Source organism: Pseudoduganella lurida (assembly GCF_007830455.1).
GTDB classification, from domain to species: domain Bacteria; phylum Pseudomonadota; class Gammaproteobacteria; order Burkholderiales; family Burkholderiaceae_D; genus Rugamonas; species Rugamonas lurida.
The window spans coordinates 577,678-598,974 of the sequence record NZ_VLLB01000001.1; the positions used below are offsets into that span (position 1 = coordinate 577,678).

18 protein-coding genes are annotated in these 21,297 nt (G+C 69.4%); 16 read left to right on the forward strand and 2 right to left on the reverse strand.

All coding sequences use genetic code 11. The annotated features are described in order from the left end of the window. Position 1: 1 nt before the first annotated feature. Entirely contained in the window at positions 2-1,225 is a 1,224-nt protein-coding gene (locus tag IP91_RS02625; protein WP_145647211.1) for a type II secretion system F family protein, read from the reverse strand. A gap of 3 nt (positions 1,226-1,228) precedes the next feature. Further along, a complete protein-coding gene (locus IP91_RS02630) occupies positions 1,229-2,932 on the reverse strand; it encodes a GspE/PulE family protein (protein ID WP_145647212.1) in 1,704 nt (567 codons plus the stop codon). A gap of 137 nt (positions 2,933-3,069) precedes the next feature. Between IP91_RS02630 and IP91_RS02635 the strand changes: the two genes are divergently transcribed. The 16 genes from IP91_RS02635 (at position 3,070) to IP91_RS02710 (ending at position 21,250) form a co-directional block, all read left to right on the forward strand. Further along, positions 3,070-3,801, forward strand: coding sequence for an ABC transporter ATP-binding protein (locus IP91_RS02635; protein WP_145647213.1), 732 nt, complete (start codon positions 3,070-3,072; stop codon positions 3,799-3,801). Between the two features lie 3 nt (positions 3,802-3,804). Further along, the gene (locus tag IP91_RS02640; protein ID WP_145647214.1) at positions 3,805-4,773 is read left to right on the forward strand and encodes an ExeA family protein; all 969 of its coding nucleotides are present in this window, start codon (positions 3,805-3,807) and stop codon (positions 4,771-4,773) included. 51 nt (positions 4,774-4,824) lie between these two features. Beyond that, complete coding sequence (gene mshL / locus IP91_RS02645; protein ID WP_229473760.1) at positions 4,825-6,834, forward strand: pilus (MSHA type) biogenesis protein MshL; 2,010 nt, start codon at positions 4,825-4,827, stop codon at positions 6,832-6,834. After that, on the forward strand, positions 6,831-8,660 hold the full coding sequence (locus IP91_RS02650) for a tetratricopeptide repeat protein (protein WP_158643063.1): 1,830 nt from the start codon (positions 6,831-6,833) through the stop codon (positions 8,658-8,660). The genes mshL and IP91_RS02650 overlap by 4 nt, the downstream gene beginning before the upstream one ends. Positions 8,661-8,665: 5 nt before the next feature. Then, positions 8,666-10,360: a GspE/PulE family protein gene (locus tag IP91_RS02655; protein ID WP_145647216.1), complete on the forward strand. Its 1,695-nt coding sequence runs from the start codon at positions 8,666-8,668 to the stop codon at positions 10,358-10,360. Then, positions 10,360-11,565, forward strand: coding sequence for a type II secretion system F family protein (locus IP91_RS02660; RefSeq protein WP_145647217.1), 1,206 nt, complete (start codon positions 10,360-10,362; stop codon positions 11,563-11,565). The genes IP91_RS02655 and IP91_RS02660 overlap by 1 nt, the downstream gene beginning before the upstream one ends. A 1-nt stretch (position 11,566) precedes the next feature. Then, positions 11,567-13,198, forward strand: a complete 1,632-nt coding sequence (locus IP91_RS02665) for a hypothetical protein (RefSeq protein ID WP_145647218.1) — start codon at positions 11,567-11,569, stop codon at positions 13,196-13,198. Continuing rightward, positions 13,186-13,854, forward strand: coding sequence for a hypothetical protein (locus tag IP91_RS02670; protein ID WP_145647219.1), 669 nt, complete (start codon positions 13,186-13,188; stop codon positions 13,852-13,854). Before IP91_RS02665 ends, IP91_RS02670 begins: the two co-directional genes overlap by 13 nt. Continuing rightward, positions 13,851-14,291 (forward strand): hypothetical protein, encoded by a 441-nt coding sequence (locus IP91_RS02675; RefSeq protein ID WP_145647220.1) that lies wholly within the window; start codon positions 13,851-13,853, stop codon positions 14,289-14,291. Before IP91_RS02670 ends, IP91_RS02675 begins: the two co-directional genes overlap by 4 nt. Further along, the gene (locus IP91_RS02680) at positions 14,266-15,024 is read left to right on the forward strand and encodes a hypothetical protein (protein ID WP_145647221.1); all 759 of its coding nucleotides are present in this window, start codon (positions 14,266-14,268) and stop codon (positions 15,022-15,024) included. Before IP91_RS02675 ends, IP91_RS02680 begins: the two co-directional genes overlap by 26 nt. Before the next feature lie 3 nt (positions 15,025-15,027). Then, a complete protein-coding gene (locus tag IP91_RS02685; protein ID WP_145647222.1) occupies positions 15,028-15,771 on the forward strand; it encodes a prepilin-type N-terminal cleavage/methylation domain-containing protein in 744 nt (247 codons plus the stop codon). Beyond that, positions 15,768-16,529, forward strand: coding sequence for an ABC transporter permease (locus IP91_RS02690; protein WP_145647223.1), 762 nt, complete (start codon positions 15,768-15,770; stop codon positions 16,527-16,529). Before IP91_RS02685 ends, IP91_RS02690 begins: the two co-directional genes overlap by 4 nt. After that, on the forward strand, positions 16,529-17,251 hold the full coding sequence (locus IP91_RS02695; protein ID WP_145647224.1) for a hypothetical protein: 723 nt from the start codon (positions 16,529-16,531) through the stop codon (positions 17,249-17,251). Before IP91_RS02690 ends, IP91_RS02695 begins: the two co-directional genes overlap by 1 nt. A 168-nt stretch (positions 17,252-17,419) precedes the next feature. Then, the gene (locus IP91_RS02700; protein ID WP_229473762.1) at positions 17,420-17,962 is read left to right on the forward strand and encodes a prepilin-type N-terminal cleavage/methylation domain-containing protein; all 543 of its coding nucleotides are present in this window, start codon (positions 17,420-17,422) and stop codon (positions 17,960-17,962) included. Positions 17,963-18,128: 166 nt separating this feature from the next. Beyond that, on the forward strand, positions 18,129-19,124 hold the full coding sequence (locus IP91_RS02705) for an alpha/beta fold hydrolase (protein WP_145647226.1): 996 nt from the start codon (positions 18,129-18,131) through the stop codon (positions 19,122-19,124). Positions 19,125-19,399: 275 nt separating this feature from the next. Continuing rightward, positions 19,400-21,250, forward strand: coding sequence for a rhamnogalacturonan lyase (locus tag IP91_RS02710; RefSeq protein ID WP_145647227.1), 1,851 nt, complete (start codon positions 19,400-19,402; stop codon positions 21,248-21,250). The last annotated feature ends 47 nt before the right edge of the window (positions 21,251-21,297 follow it).

The following is a 21,297-nucleotide window of genomic DNA, read 5'->3' on the forward strand; positions in this document are numbered from 1 at the left end:
GTCAGTGCAGGGCCGCGCGGCCCAGGTCCCAGATCGGCAGGAAGATGCCCAGTGCCAGCACCAGCACCATCGCGCCGAGGAAGGCGATCAGGATCGGCTCGATCTGCGCGGACAGCGTCTTGAGTTCATAGTCAACCTCGCGCTCGTACATCTGGGCGATCTCGTCCATCAGGTCGTCCAGCGAGCCGGATTCCTCGCCCACGGCGATCATCTGCAGCACGATGGGCGTGAAGATCCCGGCCGCGACAGACGTGCGCAGGATGCTGTCGCCCCGCTCCACGCCATCGCGCATGCTGTCGACCTGCTGTGACAGCCAGGCATTGTCCACGGTCTGCGACACCACCGTAAGGGCCTGCACGATCGGCACGCCGCTGCGCGACGACAGCGCGAAGCTGCGCGCGAAGCGGGCCATGGTGCCCTTGTGGACGATCTTGCCGGCAATCGGCAGGCGCAGCTTCCAGCGGTCCCACTGCAGCCGGCCGTCCGGCGAGCGCACCCAGCCGCGCAGCACCAGGCCGGCTGCCACCAGCGCCACGAGGATGACGTACCAGTAATTGACGGTGAAGTTGGACGTGGCGATCAGGATCCGCGTCATCAGCGGCAGCTCGGCATGGAAGCTCTCGAACACCTTCACGAACTGCGGGATGACGAACATGTTCACGATGAACATCGCGATCACCATGGCGATCACGACAAACGTGGGATAGCGCACCGCCGATTTCACGCGGGCCCGCATGTCCCGATCGAACTCCAGGTGATCGAACAGCCGCAGCATCACCTCATCGAGCCGCCCCGTCATTTCGCCCACCCGCACCATCGACAGGTAGAAATTGTTGAACACGGTCGGGTGGCGCCGCATGGCGGCCGACAGCTCGCGGCCGGCATCGAGCGACTCGCGCAGGTCGCGGATCACCCGCCCGAACGTGACGGAAATGGCCGATTCCTGCAGGCCCGCCAGCCCGCGCATGATGGGCACGCCGGACTTGAGCAGCGTGTACATCTGGCGGCTGAACAGCTGCACGTCCAGCGACGTGACCTTTTTCTCCGTCAGCCGCGCCCACAGCCCGGATCCCTCGCGGGCCGGGGCCTTCGTGACCGTGATCTCGACGGGCGTGGCGCCGGTGCCCAGCAGCTGGTCGGCCACGGCACCCGTGTCGGCCGCTTCGAGAACGCCCTGCTGCAGCTCGCCGCGCGCGTTGCGGGCCTTGTAGGCGAAAAAGGGCATCCGTCAGCTTTCCTGCTGATTACTGATGCGCATCGCTTCGGCGATCGTCGTGCGGCCCTGGATCACCAGCTGCACGCCGTGCCGGCGCAGCGTCTGGCCGGCCATCTGCTGCGACGCCACCTTCAGGAAGTGCGCCGGATCGGGATCGTTGGCCGCATCGACGACGGGCTGCGTCATCTCCAGCAGTTCGTAGACGCCGGTGCGGCCCCGGTAGCCCATGCCGTTGCAGTGCGAGCAGCCCTTGCCATGGAAGTACTTCGCCATGCCCACCTTGTCGTTCAGCTCCTGGCGCAGCCATTCGTGCTCGGTCGGCGTGGGCGTATACGGCTGCGTGCAGCTTTCGCAGATCACCCGCACCAGGCGCTGCGCGAGCACGGCCTGCAGCGAGCTGGCCACCATGTAGCGGGGCACGCCCATGTCCATCAGGCGCAGCGGCGTGCTGGCCGCATCGTTGGTGTGCAGTGTCGACAGCACCAGGTGGCCCGTCATGGCGGCGCGCAGGCCGATCTGCGCCGTTTCCTGGTCGCGCATCTCGCCCACCAGCACGATGTCCGGATCCTGCCGCAGTGCCGAACGCAGCACGCGGGCGAAGTCGAGCTCGATCTTCTCGTTCACCTGCACCTGGTTGATGCCGGGCAGCCGGTACTCGACGGGATCCTCGACCGTGATGAGCTTTTTCTCGACGGAGTTCAGCTCGGCCAGCGCGCTGTACAGGGTGGTCGTCTTGCCGGAACCGGTGGGCCCCGTCACCAGCACCAGGCCGTTGGGGCGCTGCACGATGGCGCGGAACTTTTCCATCAGGGGCCGCGGCATGCCGATCGCGTCCAGGCGCAGGTTGGCGCTGCCCTGGCTGAGCAGACGCATCACGATCGATTCGCCGAACTGGGTGGGCATCGTCGAGATACGCACGTCGATGCGGGTCGCTTTCACGCGCACGGCGAAGCGGCCATCCTGCGGCAGGCGCTTTTCCGAGATGTCCAGGTCGGACATCAGCTTGAGGCGCAGCGCCAGCGCGGGGGCGATCTTGATGTCGGCCTGGGTCTGCAGGTGCAGCACGCCGTCGATGCGGAAGCGGATGTGCAGGCGCCCTTCCTGCGGCTCGATGTGGATGTCGGAGGCGCGCACCTGGGCCGCATCGTCGAACACCGATTGCAGCAGTTTCACGACCGGTGCCTCTTCCAGCCCAGGATTGGCGGCCAGCGCGCCGAAGTCGACGGAGCTGTCGCCCAGTTCCTGTTCCAGCTCGCGGGCCAGGTCGGTGATGTCCTCGGTGCGGCGGTAGATGCGGTCGATCGCGGCCAGCACTTCCGTCTCGTTGACGACGGCCAGCTCGATGCCGGTGCGCACCAGGCGGGCGATCTCGTCGTACGCGAACAGGTCGGTCGGATCGGAGATGCCGACCAGCATGGTGCCGTCCCGGTCTTCCAGCACCAGCGCGCGGAAGCGGCGTGCCTGGGTTTCCGGCAGCAACCGCACCAGTTCCGGGTTGATGTTGTAGAACTTGAGGTTGATGTACGGGATGTTCAGCTGGCGCGCCAGCGCGCCGGCGATCTGCTCTTCCGTGACATAGCCGCTGTCGATGAACACGCGGCCCAGCTTGCGGCCGGTGCGTTTCTGTTCGCCCAGCGCCAGCCCGAGCTGTTCCTCGGTCAGCAGCTTCTGCTGGATCAGCACTTCCCCGAGCCTTACTTTTTCCGGCCTAGCCATCCCTGTCCATCTCCTCAGCGTGACCGCGCATTGTATGCCGAATGTTTCCTGTGAGCTAGAACGGGATACATTCGCACTACCGGTAGGCGTCTGTTCTTTGCTACAGTGACGGATCGTCAATATCAGCCTGGAATCCGATGCCGCCAGCGGCCCTGCGTTTTCGTCACGTCGTCAAACGCCGTTCCGGTGGGGCTGCGCACGCCCGGGCAGTGCTGGACGGCGTGGACCTCGACATCGCGCCGGGCGAGATCGTGGGCCTGGCCGGCATCAACGGCGCCGGCAAGACCACGCTGCTGCGCTGCCTGCTCGATTTCTGCCCGCTCGACGGAGGCGACATTAGCATAGCCGGCGCGGCGCACACGCACCCTTCGGCGCGCCGGCCGCTGGCCTACCTGCCCGAGCGTTTCGGGCCACCCGCCCACCTGACAGGCGCCGAATTCCTGCGCTATGTGCAGGCGTTGCATGGCCAGCGGGCCGATCCGGCCGCCTCCACCGCCCTGCTTGCCCTGCTGGACCTGGACGCCGACGCGCTCCGCCTCGCGCCCCGCCATTATTCGAAAGGCATGACCCAGAAGCTGGGCCTGGCCGCCACGCTGCTGCTCGACAAGGACATCCTCGTGCTGGACGAGCCCACCAGCGGCCTCGACCCGAAGGCGCGCGCCCAGTTCCGGCAGGCGCTGCGCCGGCGGGGCGATGCCGGGGCTGCCGTGCTGATGACGTCGCATGCGCTGGCCGATGCCGCCGACCTGTGCGACCGCATCGCCATCCTGCATGCCGGCCGTATCGTGTTTGCCGGCACGCCGACCGCCTGCATGGCCGCGTTCGGCGGTGCCGACCTCGAAGCGGCCTTCCTGGCCGCGATCGCCTGAACTATGTACTTCGCCCATTTCCGCCTGCGCCAGGCGCCCTTTTCCATCACCCCCGACCCCACCTTCTTTTATGAGGGCAATACGCGGGGCGACATGCTGGCGGCGCTGCTGTATGCGGTGAAGCATGGCGAAGGCATCGTCAAGGTCACCGGCGAGGTGGGCAGCGGCAAGACGATGCTGTGCCGCATGCTGGAAAGCCGCCTGCCCGCCCACGTGGACGTGCTGTGGCTGGTCAATCCCAGCCTCACGCGCGAGGAAGTCCCGTATGCCGTGGCGGCGGAACTGGGGCTGGACGTGGCGGGCCGGCGCGGCGACCAGGTGCTGCGCCAGCTGAACGACGAGCTGATCGCCCGCCACGCGGCCGGCCGCCAGGTGGTGCTGCTGGTCGAGGAAGCGCAGGCGATGCCGCTCGACACGCTGGAGGCGGTGCGCCTGCTGACCAACCTGGAAACGGCACGCCACAAGCTGCTGCAGATCGTGCTGTTCGGGCAGCCGGAACTGGACGAGCACCTGGCCTTGCCGCACATGCGCCAGCTGAGCGAACGCATCACGCACAGCTTCTTCGTGCCCGCGCTGCCGCCCGGCCAGGTGGGCGACTTCCTGGCCCACCGCCTGTGCGCCGCGGGCCACCCGGACGGCGAACTGTTCAGCGCCAGCGCGGCGCGCCGCATTGCCGGCGTGTCGCGCGGTATCATTCGCCGCATCAATATCCTGGCGGACAAAGCCCTGCTGGCGGCCTTCGCGGACGATGCCGACCGCGTGCGGGACCGGCACGTGCGCCAGGCCGTGCGGGAATGCAGCTTCGCCGCGCTGCCAAGGCGGGCGCCGGCAGGGGCGCGGGTGCCGCGCCTCGTCCGGGTGGCGCTGGCACTGCTCGGTCTCGCGCTGGCAGCCTGGCTCGCCTGGCACGCCGTCACGGATTTGCCCGCCGCGCCGGGAGCGCGCACAATTGCACACCAGACCAATTTATAAGATTATTATCAGTCTGTAAATCCACTTACCGGCATCATGATGGGACGAGGCGTGAAGAAAGCTGTGCAGCAGGGCGTGAATGGCGCCGGGAATGGCATCAACGGAGTGATACAGAGGACGGTCAGGCACGGCGCGAAGGGGCTGGGCGCCACCGTGCTGTGCTCGCTGCTGGGTGCCTGCACGGCGCCGCGGCTGCCCGTGTCACCGGCCCACGTGAGCGAGCCGCCGCGGCCGGCCGGCGCGATTCCCGACCCCGTGCAGCAGAGCGCCGCACTGCCGCCGCCCCAGCCCGCGCCGCGCGCGGAGACGTACAGCGTCACCGTCCACAAGGTGCCGGTCGAGTCGGTGCTGTTCGCGCTGGCCCGCGATGCCGGCCTGAATATCGACATCCACCCCTCGATCCAGGGCAGCGTCACGCTGAACGCGCTGGACCAGACGCTGCCGCAGCTGCTGGAACGCATCGCGCGCCAGGTGGACATGCGCTACGAGCTCGAGGCCGGCAACCTGACGGTGCTGCCGGACGAGCCGCACTGGCGCAACTACCGGATCGACTACGTCAATATCGCCCGCAGCACCAACAGCAGCGTCAATATCGCCACGCAGATCTCCACCACGGGCGGCTCCAGCGCGGGCACCAGCTACACGGGCTCGAACACGGGCACCGGCACCATTGCCAGCGCCGGCACCACGCTCACCTCCGGCAACAACAACTCCACGACGTCCGTGGCGAACCGGGCCGACAACAATTTCTGGTACAGCCTGGAAAAGAACATCCGCGACATGCTGCGGCCGACCAACCTGAACGACCAGCTGAACGATCCGCTGGCGCAGCTGCGCCAGCAGGCCGATGCGGCCGCGCAGCAGAATCAGCAGCTGAGCCAGCAACCGGGGCAGCAACCTGGCCAGCTGGCGGGTCAGATCCCGGGCCAGCAGGCCGTGCCGGGTTACCAGACCGCGTTCACCCCGGCGGCAGGCGCCACCCAGCAGCCGGCGGATGGCAGCTTCCCCGGCGTGCAGGCCGCCGCGACACAGGGCCGCAATGCCGCCCAGCGCAATGCGCCTTCCGTCATCGTCAATGCCGAAAGCGGCCTGGTGGCGGTGCGCGCCACCGGCCGGCAGCACGAGAAGGTGCGCGAATTTCTCGACGTGATCCAGACCGCCTCGAAGCGCCAGGTGATGATCGAGGCCACCATCCTCGAAGTGAAGCTGTCCGACCAGTACCAGCAGGGCATCAACTGGCAGCGCATCGGCAGCGGCGGCGCCATCTTCGGCCAGGGCAACCTGGCCAACACGCCGCTGCCGTCCACCGCGCAGGGGCTGGGTGGCCTGTTCACGCTGAACTACGCCAACCCGACGAGCGCGATCGGCAACATCACCACCGCCGTGCAGCTGCTGGAAACGTTCGGCAAGGTGCAGGTGCTGTCCAGCCCGAAGATCAGCGTGCTGAACAACCAGACCGCTCTCCTGAAGGTGGTCGACAACAATATCTTCTTCACGCTGAAGGTCACGCCGGCCGTCACCAACTCGTCCGGCGGGGTGCAATCGCCCGCCACCTACGAATCGCGCGTGGAGACGGTTCCTGTCGGCTTCGTCATGAGCGTCACGCCGCAGATTTCCGCCGAGGGCGAAGTCACGATCAACGTGCGCCCCACCATCACGCGCATCGTCAGCTACGTGACCGATCCGAACCCGGAACTGGCGAAACAGGGCGTGACCAGCCAGGTGCCGGTGATCCAGGCCCGCGAGGTGGAATCGGTGATGAAGGTGTTCAGCGGCCAGACGGCCGTGATGGGCGGCCTGATGCAGGATTCCGTCGACAATACCAAGAACGGCCTGCCGCTGCTGTCGCGCGTGCCCGTGATCGGCGACCTGTTCGCCTACCGCAACGAGGGCGCCACCAAGACGGAACTGGTGATCTTCCTGCGCGCGATCGTCGTCAAGGATGCCAGCATGGACGGCGACTACCGCGACATGCGCTATCTGCTGCCGGGAACCGAGTCGCTCAACAAGCATCCGTACAGCGTGCCATCGGGTGACAAGCCAGCCGCGGGGATGCCATGAGCCTGTTGATGCAAGCGTTGAAGAAGGCGGAGCGGGCGCGCCAGAGCGGGCTGCAGGAAGAGGACATCCCGGGGGGCACGGAAGCCGAGCGGGACGCTGCGCGGGCCGGCGAAGCGTCGCCTGGCGCGAGCACTGCCCCTGTACCGGCCGCCGTGCCGCCCGCGGCGGTCACCGGCCTGGAGCTGAGCCTGGAGCCGCTGGAACCGCTGCCGCCATCGTCGGGCGACGCCGCGTCGCCCGGCTCCGCTTTTTCGGCTGCCACCTCAGTTGGCACCGCAGCTGGCACCTCAGCTGGCCCCTCGCCTGCCCCCTTGGCGAACCCCTCGTCCTCGCCGATCGAGCCGGCCCGCGAAGCGGTGCACGATCCGGTGCCGCCGCAGGCTCGCCACGAGGCGCCCCGCACGCGCCCCGATCCGGCCGCCATTCCCGTGACCGATGCGCGCGCCGCGCCCCGCCCGCCATCGGCCGCGCCGGAAGCGCCGCGTGCCCCCGGCGCGCCGGACCGCCGTGCCATGTCGCGCGATCCGCGCCCGCGCCGCGACGCCACGGCCGGCATCGACATTGCCCGCCTGCGCGTGTATGCGCTGGGCGGCGTGCTGGCCGTGATCGTGATCGTCTTCGTCTGGCTGTACCGGCAGGCCGTGATGGGTCCGGGCCCCGGTGCCGGCCTGCCCATGGTGCCGATGCCGCCGCCGAGCGCCACCGGCGCCACTAGCGTGGGCGGCGCGGCCGGTGCGCCGATCGTCGTCGCCCCCGTCGGCCCGCCGTACGGTCCGCAGGCCACCGTGGCGGAACAGCCGGTCTCGGTGGCCACCACCGCCACCCCAGCCACCGCCGCGCCGTCGCCTGCCCCCGATGCCGCCGCCACCCGCGCGCCGGATACCGCGTCGGCCACGCCACTGCTGGCCAACGAACCGGTGCGCCAGTCGCGCGCGGCACGCCGCACAGCCCCCGTTCCGCGCGGACCGACGCCGGCCCAGCTGGCCGCCATTCCCGATCCGGAGGTCCGCCGCGAAGCGATACGCGATGCAGCCGAACGCGAGCTGCGTGACATGAAACAGCAGGCAGTCGAAACAGCCGATGCGGGTACGCCGGCGGCCGCAGCCCCGGCGGTTGCGGGCCTGGCCGCTGCGCCGCTGGCCGCCGCCGGAACGCTGCCGGGTGGGGAGCCGGGCGACATGCGCATGGCGCGGGGCAAGCCGCGGCAGGGCGTCAACCCCTCCGTGCAGGCCGGCTACTCGGCGCTGCTGGCCGGCGACCTGGCCAGCGCGCGCCAGCAGTACGATGCCGCGCTGCGCAGCGACGCCAACAATCGCGACGCGCTGCTCGGCACGGCTGCGCTGGCGCGCCGCGAAGGACGCGATGCCGACGCGGCCGACGCCTACCAGCGCCTGCTGGCCCGCGATCCGCGCGATGCGGATGCGCTGGCCGGCATGGTGGCGCTGCGGCCCGGCGAAGGCGATGCGGCCGAACTGCGCCTGAAGGGTGCGCTGCGCAATGCGCCGGAAGGCGCCTCGCTGCACTTCGCATTGGGCAACCTGTACGCACGCCAGCGCCGCTGGCAGGAGGCCCAGCAGGCCTACTTCCACGCCTGGTCCGCGGCGCCCGGCAACCCCGATTACGCCTTCAACCTGGCGATCGGCCTGGATCATATGAACCAGGGCCGGCTGGCGCGCGAGTATTACCAGCGGGCGCTGGCGCTGTCCGGCGGCCAGCCGGCCGGCTTCGACCGCGCCATGGCCGAGCGCCGCCTGCGCGAACTGGGCGGCAGCGCCGGCGCGGCCGATGCGGCGCCGGTGGTCCCAACGTCGGCACCGGGGAACTGAGCACGATGCCGCAACCGGCCAAGCTACCCATCGGCAAACTGCTGATCGAAAAAGGCGTCATCAGCGAAGACCAGCTGCGCATCGCGCTGATCGAACAGAAACGGGAAAAGGAACCGCTGGGCCGGCTGCTTGTCGGCCTCGGCTTCGTCACCGAGGCCACGATCCGCGAAGCGCTGTCGGAGAACCTGAACACCCAGTCCGCGGACCTGAACAGCCTCGTCGTCGATGCCATTGCCTTGAAGCTGATTCCGAAGGACGTGGCGAAGCGCTACAGCGTGTTCCCCATCGTCTACGAGCGGGACAAGGACAACCTGGTGCTGGCCATGTCCAACACCAGCAACATCGTGGCGCTGGACCAGATCCACGCGATGCTGGTCAAGGGCATCACCGTCACGCCGCTGCTGGTCAACGAATCGGACATCCTGCGCGCCATCGACCAGTACTACGGCTTCGAGCTGTCGATCGACGGCATCCTGCAGGAGATCGAGACGGGCGAGGTGTCGTACCAGGGCGCGGCGGACGAGTACAGCCACCCGATGGTGCGGCTGATCGACGCGCTGCTGGCGGACGCCGTGCAGAATGGCGCCTCGGACATCCACTTCGAGCCGGAGCATGGCTTCCTGCGCATCCGCTACCGCATCGACGGCATCCTGCGCCAGATCCGCAGCCTGCACAAGTCCTACTGGCCGGCGATGGCCGTGCGGCTGAAGGTGATCAGCAACATGAACATCGCCGAGATGCGCTCGCCGCAGGACGGCCGGATCGCCATCAAGTTCTCCGGCCGCCAGATCGACTTCCGCGCCAGCGCGCAGCCCACCACGCACGGCGAGAACTTCGTGCTGCGCGTGCTGGACCGCCAGAAAGGCATTGTGCCGCTCGACGGCCTGGGCCTGGCCGAGCACGAGCTCGACGTGCTCAAGCTGATGATCGCCCGGCCCGATGGCCTGATCCTCGTCACCGGCCCGACCGGCAGCGGCAAGACCACCACGCTGTACTCGATCCTCAACCATATCAACACCGAGGGCGTCAACATCATGACGCTGGAGGACCCGGTCGAGTACCCGATGAACATGATCCGGCAGACCTCCGTCAACGAATCGACCAAGCTGGGGTTCGCGGACGGCATCCGCTCGATCCTGCGCCAGGATCCGGACGTGATCCTGGTCGGCGAGATCCGCGACAAGGAAACGGCCGACATGGCGCTGGCCGCCGCGATGACGGGCCACCAGGTGTATTCGACGCTGCACACCAATTCCGCGGTCGGCGCGATTCCCCGCCTGCTCGACATCGGCGTGATCGCCGACGTCCTGGCCGGGAACATCATCGGCATCATCGCCCAGCGGCTGGTGCGGCGCCTGTGCGTGCACTGCCGGGACGGCGCCGAGGCGGATGCGCTGGAACGGCGCCTGCTGGGCCTCGGTCCGGAGGACCGTCCAGCCACCATCTACCGCGCCGTGGGTTGCGGGCGCTGCGCCCACCAGGGCTACAAGGGCCGCGTTGCGATCATGGAACTGCTCAAGATGAACGGCGAGCTCGATGAACTGGTGGCGCGCCGCGCGCCGGTACGCGAACTGCGCGCGGCCGCCCATGCGGCCGGCTTCCGCTCGCTGGTGGACGACGGCATGCGCCGCGTGCTGGAAGGCGTGACGACGCTGGAAGAAATCTCGCGCGTCGTCGACCTCACGGACAGGCTGGCCTGATGCCCCAGTATATCTACCGCGCCATGGACGCGGCCGGCGACATCGTGCCCGGCAACATGGACGCGCTGAACGTGCCGGACCTGGAGCTGCGCCTGTCGCGCATGGAGCTGGACCTGATCGACTACCGGCAGTCGCGCCAGCGGGTCATCGCGTTCGGGCGCCGCTCGATCGACCGGCGCGACCTGATCAACTTCTGCTTCCACATGGAGCAGATGGCCAGCGCCGGCGTGCCGATCCTCGATGCGTTGAACGACCTGCGCGATTCTATGGACCACCCGCGCTTCCGCGAGATCATCACGGACCTGATCGAGAACATCGAGGGCGGCGTGGCGCTGTCCGACGCGCTGGCCAACTACCCGGAAGCGTTCGACCAGACCTTCACGAGCCTGGTGCGGGCCGGCGAGGAAAGCGGCAAGGTCAACGAGGTGTTCCGCAACCTGGCCGACAGCCTGAAATGGCAGGACGAGCTGGCGGCCCAGGCGAAGAAGATCATCACCTACCCGTCCGTCGTGCTGGTGGTGGTGACGGGCGTGATGTTCTTCCTGATGATCTACCTGGTGCCGCAGCTCACCAGCTTCATCCGCAACATGGGCCAGGAACTGCCATTCCACACGCGCGCGCTGATCGCCGTGTCGAACGTGTTCATCGATTACTGGTACCTGCTGCTGGCCGCGCCGTTCGCGCTGTGGTTCGGGCTGCGCTGGTGGCTGGCCCGCAATGCCCGCGCCGCCTTCGCGTTCGACGGCCTGAAGCTGCGCGTCTGGCCCGTCGGCCCCGTGCTGCACAAGATCATCCTGGCCCGCTTCGCTACCTTCTTCGCGATGATGTACGGCTCCGGCATCACGGTGCTCGAATGCATCCGCCTGTCCGAAGGCATCGCCGGCAACCGCGTGGTGGCCGCCGCGCTGCGCCGCGCCGCGCAGCAGATTTCCGAGGGCCGCACGGTCAGCGCGGCATTCGGGCTGACGGGCATCTTCCCGCCGCTGGTGGTGCGCATGCTCAAGGTCGGCGAGGCCACCGGCGCGCTGGATGGCGCACTGCGCAACGTGGCCTATTTCTACAACCGTGAAGTACGCGAACAGATCGACCGCGTGCAGTCGATGATCGAACCGGCGATGACGGTGCTGCTCGGCCTGCTGCTGGGCTGGATCATGCTGTCCGTCCTCGGTCCCATCTACGACACGATCAGTGCGATCCGGATCTGACATGTTCGCCAATCTTCTTGCCAAGCAGCTGTTCTATGTCACCAGCGACCAGCTGCATGCCTACCAGTGGCAGCACGGCACGCTGTCCGGCCCCGACGTCTTTCCGGCCACGCGCGCGGGCCTGGACGATTTCCTCGCCTACCTCGACAGCCAGGGCGGCCGGCCGGCCTACCTGCTGACCGACCTGATCGAAGAGGACTTCACGCGCCTGCTGCTGCCCCACGTGGGTGGCCGCGCCGGCCGCAAGCTGCGCGCGCGCCGGCTGGTGCAGCAGTACCGCGACACGCCCTACCGCACCGCGCACGTGCAGGGGCGCAGCGAGGAAGGCCGGCGCGACGACATGGTGCTGTTCACGGCGCTGACCAACCCGCTGCTGCTGACGCCGTGGGTCGATGCCATGGAACTGATGCAGACGCCGCTGGCGGGCATCTACTCGACGGCGCTGATGGGCCGGGACGTGCTGCGCCTGGCTACCGCGCGCCATCGGCACATCCTGCTGGTGACCCGCCAGGCGGCCGGCCTGCGCCAGACGTATTTCCGCGCCGGCGCGGTGAAGTTCTCGCGGCTGGTGCACGGCACGCCCGTCGCCGGCCCGGTGCGCGCGCTGGCGGAGGAAACCCGCAAGACGCAGCAGTTCCTCACCAGCGTGCGGCTGCTGGAACGGGGCGACGTGCTGCACGTGGTGGTGCTGGCCGATCCGGAACTGGCCGCCGGCCTGTCAGCCGGCGTGGAGAATGGCGCCGAGACGATCTACCGCATCGTGTCCGTCGACACGGTGCTGCCGGCGCCGCGGGCCGGCAGGCTGTTCGGCATCGCGGACCAGCCTGCCGCGGGCCCTGGCGGAACGGGGGCGACGGGCGGCGCGGTCGCCAGTGCGACCGATACGCTGATGCTGTCGTTGCTGGCGCGCCAGGCGCCGGCCAGCCACTACCCCACGGGCGCGGCCGGCAATTACTACCGCCTGTGGCGCGTGCGTCTGTCGCTGTTCGCTTCCAGCGTGGTCCTGGCCGCGGCAGGCGTGGCGTGGAGCGTGGCCAACGTGGCGAGCCACGTGATCGCGCGCGACCATGCCGAGGCGCTGCAATCGGAAACGCGCCACTATCGCGCCAGCTACAATGCCAGCATGTCCAGCATGCCGCCCACGGTCGACAAGACCGCCAACATGCGCGCCGCCGTGTCGATCGACCGGATGGTGGCGCGCCAGGGCCCTTGGCCGATGCAGATGGTGGGCATGGTCAGCGCGACGCTGGAGCGCTCGCCGCAGATCCGGCTGATCCAGCTCGACTGGCGCGCCGCCGTGCCGGGTGCGCCCACCGTGTCGCCGGGCGGGGCCCCTGGCGCCGCGGGACTGGTCGCGCCCACTTCGTCGTTCGCGCTGGGCATCCCGACGGCGCCGCAGCAGACCTTGCGCCTGCAGGCGGAGGTGGTCTCGGCGCCGAACGATTACCGCAGGGTGCTGGGAGAGATGAATGCGTTTGCGCAGCGGCTCGCCGGCATGCCGCGCATGTCCGTCGAGATCGTGCAGCTGCCGTTCGACATCCGTCCGAACGTCAAGCTGTCCGGCAGCGTCGGCACGCCCACCACCAACCCGGACGAGAACAAATTCACGCTGGACATCACATGGACGCCCTGAACAGCAACGGCCCGGCAGTCACCCGCATCCGGCTGCCCTACTGGATCCGCGACTTCGCGCTGGTCCGCCCGGCGGTGCTGACGTTTGCCGCCACGGCCTGCCTGAGCGTGGGCGCCATCACGGCCAGCTACTGGCAGCTGGACGATGCGCGGCAGGAAGAACGGCGCGCCCTGGAAACGCGCGAGGCGGCACGCCGCAGTTTCCTGTACGCCGAATCGGAAAAGCAGGAGATCCGCGCCTACCAGCCCCTGTTCCTGGAACTGCGGCGGCGGCACATCGTGGGCGCCGAGAACCGGCTCGACTGGGTGGAAGCGATCCGCCAGATCCAGGAGGGCCGGCACCTGCTGCCCGTCACATACGAGATCGAGCCGCAGCAGCCCTACAAGCTGGAGGGCCGCCTCGCCACCGCCGACTACCAGCTGCGTGGCAGCCGCATGACGCTGCACATGGACCTGCTGCACGAAATGGACCTGTTCAATTTCCTCGACGACCTGCGCCAGAAGGGCGTATTCACCGTGCAGCAGTGCGCACTGCGCCGCATTCCCGTCACCAGCGCTGCGCCCGCGGGGGGCCGGAACGCCACGCTGTCCTCCGACTGCACGCTGAACTGGCTGACGCTGACCCCGATGCCGCGCCGCGGCGGGAGCTCCCGGTGAGACGCCGCACACCGCGAGTGCGCCCGGCCGCGCTGGCGTTCGCCACGCTGTTCGGTCTCGCCGATGCGGCGGCGCAGACCTCCTACCAGTCGATGGGCCGGCTGTTCACCACGCCGTCCGAGCGCATGATGCTGGAACGGCAGCGCTCCGACAACCGGGCCGCCGCCGCGGCACCGGCGACGCCGGCCGGTCCGGCGCTGCCACCCGTGCCGGAGGCCGCGCCGGCGCCTCCGCCGGCGCCGCAGCGGGTTGGCGGCTTCGTGCGCCGCAGCGACGGGCGCGCCACGGTCTGGGTCGACGACGAAGCGCGCGAAACGACCCTGCCGCGCGTGGCGCCAGGTGCGCCGCTGCCCGTCGATCTCGGCGGCCGCAACGTGATCATCAAGCCGGGCCAGTCCTACGATCCGTCCAATGGCACGATCCAGGACCCGCGCTGACGGCCGGCGCCACGGCGCGCTGGCGGGCCGGCGCGAAGGCGGCGCCGCGCTGCTGCTGTTGCTGGCCCTCGTGCTGGCCGGCTTCGCCACGCTGCTCATTGCCGTGTTCGGCCGCAGCGACGTGGAGCGGCTGCGCGAGCGCCGCACGCAGGCGACGCTCGCGCAGGCCTCCGACGCGCTGATCGGCTTCGCCAGCACGCATGGCCGGCTGCCACGGCCGGCGGTGTCGGCGGTCGATGGCCAGGAGCGTGCCACGCCGTGCACGGACGAAGCCTCGTGCAGCGGTTTCCTGCCGTGGGTGACGCTGGGCGTGGACGGCGCGGACAGCTGGGGCAAGCGGCTGCGCTACAGCGTCACGCCGCTGTACACGACCGCGCCGATCCAGCGCCTGAACGCGGTGGCCACCAAGCGGGTGCTGACGCGCAGCGGCGATGGCCAGCTGCGCTACGAGGTCGGCCAGGATGCCTGCCTGATCTACGCGCAATGCGCCCCGGCGGTGGTGTATTCTCAGGGCCGCAACAATCTCGGCACGGACAGCAACGGCCTGGCGCAGGCCGGCGCGCAGCCCGGCAACGAAGACGAAATCGGCAACGACGTGGCGAGCACCGAATTCATGCGCCGTGCCGCCAGCACCAACCCGGCGGCACCCGGCGGGCCGTTCGACGACCTGCTGGTCGCGCTGCCCCTGACAACCCTGTATGAAAGGATGGCGGCAGCCCGCACGCTGCCGTAGAACATGAAGCAGTTCCCCGCCCCGCCCCGCCGCGCCGCGCGCCATACCGCACGCCACGGCGGCTTCACGCTCGTCGAGATCGCGATCGTGCTGGTCGTCGTCGGCCTGCTGATCGGTGGGCTGCTCACGCCGCTGTCGTCGCAGCTGGAGCAGCGCCGCACCGCCGACACGCAGCGCGCGATGGAAGAGGCGCGCGAGGCGCTGATCGGCTTTGCCGTACGCAACGGCTACCTGCCCTGCCCCGCGATCTCGGCCGCCAACGGCCTGGAAGACCGCTCGGGCGAGCGCTGCACGAACGAGCGGCGCATGGGCTTCCTGCCCTGGGCCACGCTGGGCCTGGCCAAGCTGGACAGCTGGGACCATGTGTTCCTGTACAGCGCCACGCCGGACTTCACCGACAGTGCCGTGCCGTTCCGCCTGGCCACGCCGCGCGACATCACGGTGGCCACCCGCGACGCAGCCGGCAACCTGGCCGCCGCCACCGCGCCGAACGACATCCCCGCCGTGATCCTGTCGACCGGCAGGAACGGCTACGGCGGCTTTTCCGACCTGGGCGTGCGCGCCGCCGATGCCGGTACCGGCAACCTCGACGAGAAGGTCAACCTGAACCCGGCCGGTACCGCATTCGTGATGCGGGGCGTCAGCGACAATGCCAAGCTGCCAGGCGGCGCGTTCGACGACCTCGTCGTGTGGGTGTCGCCGAACATCCTGTTCAACCGGATGATCGCCGCCCAGCGCCTGCCATGACGGCCGCCATCCGCGCGATTGCCGGCGCCACGCTGAGGGAAGCGCTGCGCAGCCGGCTGGCCTGGCTGCTGGCGGCGCTGGTGCTCGGTGCCATCGGCCTGTCCGGCTTCCTCCAGGCCGTGGTACCCGCCGAAGGCCGGTCCACCCAGGCGGCCCTGCTGGGCGCGCTGCTGCGGCTCGGCGCCGTCGCGCTGGTGGCCGTGTTCACGGTGACCTCGGTCGTGCGCGAATTCCAGGAACGGCAGGCCGACCTGCTGGTGGCGCTGCCCCTGCCCCGCGCCACCTGGCTGCTGGGCCGCCTGGCCGGCTTCGGCATGCTGGCCCTGCTGCCGGCGCTGCTGGCCGGCCTGCTGGTGCTGCTCGTGGCGCCGGCAGCACAGGCCGGCCTGTGGATGGTGGCGCTGCTCGGCGAGTTGTGGATCGTCGCCACGTTCGCGGTGTTCTGCACGCTCACCCTGCAGCAGGCACTGCCGGCCCTGTGCGCCACGTTCGGCTTTTACCTGCTGGCCCGCAGCGTGGCGGCGCTGCAGCGGGCCGGGCATGGCGGGCCGGACGATCCCGCGCAGCGCGTCATTTCCGGCGGCGTCGACGCGCTGGCCCTGCTACTGCCGCGGCTCGACGCGTTCGCCCGCAGCGAGTGGCTGGTGTATCACACGGGAGGCGCGGCGGACCTGGGCTTCGTGGCGCTGCAGACGGCCATCACGCTGCTGCTGGTCGGCGGCGCGGCGCTGTTCGACCTGTATCGCCGGGCCTTCTGATGCGCCAGCGCGCCACGGCCAGCGCGCCACGCACCGTCCGCGCGCTGCTGCTGGTGGCGCTGGCCGGCCAGGTCGCGCTGCAGGCGCTGGCACCGCCCGTCCGAGCGCAGGCAGCGGCACTGCCGCCGGCCCCCGGCATCACCGCACTGCGCCTGGCGGGCCTGGGCGACGACATCGTCACCGCGCGCCTGGCCATGCTGGCACTGCATGCAAGCGAGGGCGACGCGCCGCTGCGCACGCTGGACTATGGCCGCGTGGCCGGCTGGCTGGACGTGGCACAGCAGCTCGATCCGCGCAGCAGCCAGCCGCTGGCGGCCGCCGTGCAGGTGTATGGCGCCGTGCACGATCCCGCCCGGCTGCGCGTGATGCTGGACTTCGCGGCGCGGGCGTTCGACGCCGATCCGGCGCGCCGCTGGCCGGCGATGGCGCAGGCCGCGCTGGCAGCGCGGCACCGGCTGCACGACCTGCCGCTGGCGCGGCACTATGCCCGTTCGATACGGCTGCGCGCCCCCGATGCGCCGGCCTGGGCACGCGAGCTGGAACTGTTCATCCTGCGCGACATGAATGAACTCGACAGCGAGCGCGCCGTGACGGGCGCGCTGCTGTCGGATGGCACGGTCAGCGACCCGAACGAGGTGCGTTTCCTCGAACGGCGGCTGCAGGAACTGGAACGCGGAACGGGGCCGCAGCGCGGTGCGCCGCCGGCCGCCGGCGCACGCTAGCAGGTGCAGAATCGGGGCCGAGCTTGTAATATAGGGGCTCTCGGCACAGCTTCGACATGGGGATGAAGAATGGATCAGCAACAAGCCAGCCAGCCAGCGGCTCGACCGGCATGCATGGATCGCCATCGGCGTAGCAGCCGTCCGGCGTCCCGGCGCCCGGCACCTGTCGTGCGCGGCTTCACCCTGGTCGAAATCGCCATCGTGCTGGTCATCATCGGCCTGCTGCTGGGCGGCGTGCTGAAGGGCCAGAGCCTGATCGACAATGCCAAGATCAAGAACGTGATCCAGCAGTCCACGTCGCTGCAGGCCGCGGTGAACGCCTACCAGGACAAGTTCCGCGCGCTGCCGGGCGACGATGCCCAGGCCACCGCGCACGTGCCGGGCACCAGCGGCAACGGCAACGGCGATGGCCAGATCGCCGAATACCAGCTGGCGCCGCAGCACCTGGCGCTGGGCGGCTTCATCACCGGTTCGTTCAATGGCACGACGGATTTCATGACGAGCGCCCAGGGCGGCGCCGTGTACGTGTTCAACGACGTGGTGGCCGGCCGTGGCGGCAACGGCATCCGGCTCGACAACCTGCCCGATTCGTTCAGCGAGCAGATCGACGCGAAGCTGGACGATGGCAAGCCGGACACGGGCGCCGTGCGCGCCACCGGCCCCTACACCAACAACGGCACCATCATCACCCGCACCGCCGTCTTCTTCTGACCTCCCGTGTCTCCGTGCATTGTCCCGGTGCCTGGCACCGGGACGCAGGCGCCGCTGCCGACCGGGTACTTGCCCAGTCTGCCTTTCGGCGGATCGGCTTTTCGGCGCCGACGCGGTAAACTTTTCCCATCAATAACGCGTGCCTGCCACGCATCAGGGAGAAGCGATGAGCAAAGAACCAACCGAGAACAACAACGCCGGCGACGCGGCAGTCAACCCGGCCCGCCGCGCCGCACTGCTGGGTAGTACCGGCCTTGCCGCACTGGCCGCGCTGCCGCTGGCGGCCGGCTTCGCGGCCGAGGCCCATGCGGCGGCGGCAAAGCCGGTGCGCAAGACGGCCAGCACCTTCACCACCCGCGACGGCGTGGAGATCTACTACAAGGACTGGGGCAGCGGCCAGCCCGTCGTGTTCTGCCACGGCTGGCCCCTCAATGCGGACAGCTGGGAATCGCAGATGATCCACCTGGCCAACAACGGCTTCCGCGTGATCGCCCACGACCGCCGCGGCCACGGCCGCTCCAGCCAGCCGTGGGACGGCAACGACATGGACCACTACGCCGACGACCTGGCCCAGCTCATCGAACTGCTGGACCTGAAGAACGCCATCCTGATCGGCTTCTCGACCGGCGGCGGCGAAGTGGCGCGCTACGTGGGCCGCCACGGCACCAAGCGCGTCGCCAAGCTGGCACTCGTCTCGTCGGTCCCGCCCCTGATGCTGAAAACGGCCGACAACCCGGGCGGCCTGCCGATCGAGGTGTTCGACGGCATCCGCAAGGGCCAGCTGGACAACCGCGCGCAGCTCTACCTGGACATCCCGTCCGGCCCGTTCTACGGCTTCAACCGGCCGGGCGCCAAGCCGTCGCAGGGCCTGATCCAGTCGTGGTGGATGCAGGGCATGATGGGCGGCCACAAGAACACCTACGACTCGATCAAGGCGTTCTCCGAGACGGACTTCCGCGCCGACCTGGCCAAGTTCGACAAGCCCACCCTCGTCATCCATGGCGACGACGACCAGATCGTGCCGATCGATGCCGCCGGCCGCGCTTCCGCGAAACTCGTCAGGAATGCCAAGCTGATCGTCTATCCGGGCGCCCCGCACGGCCTGACCGACACGCACAAGGACAAGGTCAACGCCGACCTGCTGGCGTTCGCACGCGCCTGATTTTCCCGCCTTCTGCCCTGCGGCCACCGGTTCGAACGAGCCGGTGGCTTTTTTCTTGGCGCACCGTCTGTCGCACTCGCCCGGCTCATCCCGCTGATTGATTGGCCGTGCGCCGTTGACGCCTCCCAGGCCCGGTCCGATACTGGATTTCGACTGCGGGCAGTGGCGCGGGACGGGTCGTTCGACCTGTCCGATCGGAGACCGGCCACCCACGCAGCGCGCGCAGCGGCAACCGCCGCTGCGTGATCATCGCCGTTCCAACCTGGTGAAAAAACATGACAAGAAACCTTGCACCAAGCGCGTCGACGTCCGCCCTGCTGCTGGCGCTGACCTTCCTCCAGCCGGCCCTGGCCGCCCCCGCCAGGCAGGTCGAGCGGCTCGACCGCGGCCTGGTCGCCCTGCCCGCCGGCGGCGGCATCTTCCTCAGCTGGCGCGTACTCGGCTCCGATGCCGCCGACACCCGCTTCAACGTGTACCGCGACGACGTGAAACTCAACGCCGCTCCCCTCGACGCGAGCAATTTCACGGACGCGGGCGGCAATGCGTCCGCCCGCTACACGATCCGTCCCGTCGTGAAGGACAAGGAAGTGAAGACGCTGGGCAGCAGCGCGACCGTCTGGAACGCGGCCTGGCTGCGCATCCCGGTCCAGCAGCCGGCCGGCGGCACCACGCCGGATGGCGTGGCCTATACCTATGAAATGAACGACGGCACGCCGGCCGACCTGGATGGCGACGGCAAATACGAGCTGGTGGTGAAATGGCAGCCCACCAATGCCAAGGACAACTCCCAGTCCGGCTACACGGGCAATACCTACGTGGACGCGTACCGGCTCGACGGCACGCGGCTGTGGCGCATCGACCTGGGCCGCAATATCCGCGCCGGCGCCCACTACACCACGATCGTCGCCTACGACCTCGATGGCGACGGCCGCGCCGAAGTGATGCTCAAGACGGCCGATGCCACCGTGGACGGTGCCGGCACCGTGATCGGCAACGCCGCCGCGGACTACCGCAACAGCGCCGGCTACATCCTCAGCGGCCCGGAATTCCTGACCGTGTTCGACGGCCGCACCGGCAAGGCCCTGGCCACCACCGACTACCTGCCGGCACGGGGCACCGTCAGCTCGTGGGGCGACAACTACGGCAACCGCGTCGACCGCTTCCTGGGCGGCGTGGCCTACCTCGACGGCCAGCGGCCCAGCGCGGTCTTCTCGCGCGGCTACTACACGCGCGCCGTGGTGGCGGCCTGGGACTGGCGCGACGGCCAGCTGACCAGCCGCTGGGTGTTCGACACCAACAACGAAGGCGCCGCGGCGCGCGGCCAGGGCGCGCACTGGTTCTCCGTGGCGGACGTGGACGGCGACGCGCGCGACGACATCATCTATGGCGCGGCCACCATCGGCAGCGATGGCCACCTGATGTACACCACGGGCCTGTGCCATGGCGATGCGCTGCACGTCGGCAAATTCGATCCGCAGCGCGCCGGGCTGCAGGTGTACATGGTGCATGAAACCCCGTCGTGCTACGGCACCGCCAGCTCGGGCATGCACGATGCGGCGACGGGCAGGCTGCTGTGGAGCGTGCCGGCCACGTCGGACGTGGGCCGCGGCGTGTGCGCCGATGTCGATCCCGCCTACCTGGGCGAAGAGTGCTGGGCCACGCGCGGTGGCCTGATGGCGGCGGACGGACGCGAGATCTCCACGACCCGCCCCGGCCGCGTGAACTTCGCCAGCTGGTGGGACGGCGACCCGCTGCGCGAACTGCTGGACGCGACCAGCATCGACAAGTGGGATCCGGCCACGGGCACGTCGGTGCGCCTGCTCGATGCGGGACCACAGAATGCCGCGTCGAACAACGGCACCAAGTCCACGCCCGTGCTCTCGGCCGACCTGTTCGGCGACTGGCGCGAGGAAGTCGTGTGGCGCACGGCGGACAACACGGCGCTGCTGGTCTACAGCACCACGATCCCGACCACGCACCGCATCCCCACGCTGATGCACGACCCGCAGTACCGCGCCCAGGTGGCCGGCCAGAACGCCGGCTACAACCAGCCGCCGCACCCGAGCTTCTACCTTGGCGACGGCATGGGCCCGGTGCAGGGGGTGCCGGTGTACACGCCGCGCTGAACGCGGCCCGCGGCAGGCGCACGGCCGGTGGCAACTCAGCCGTCCGT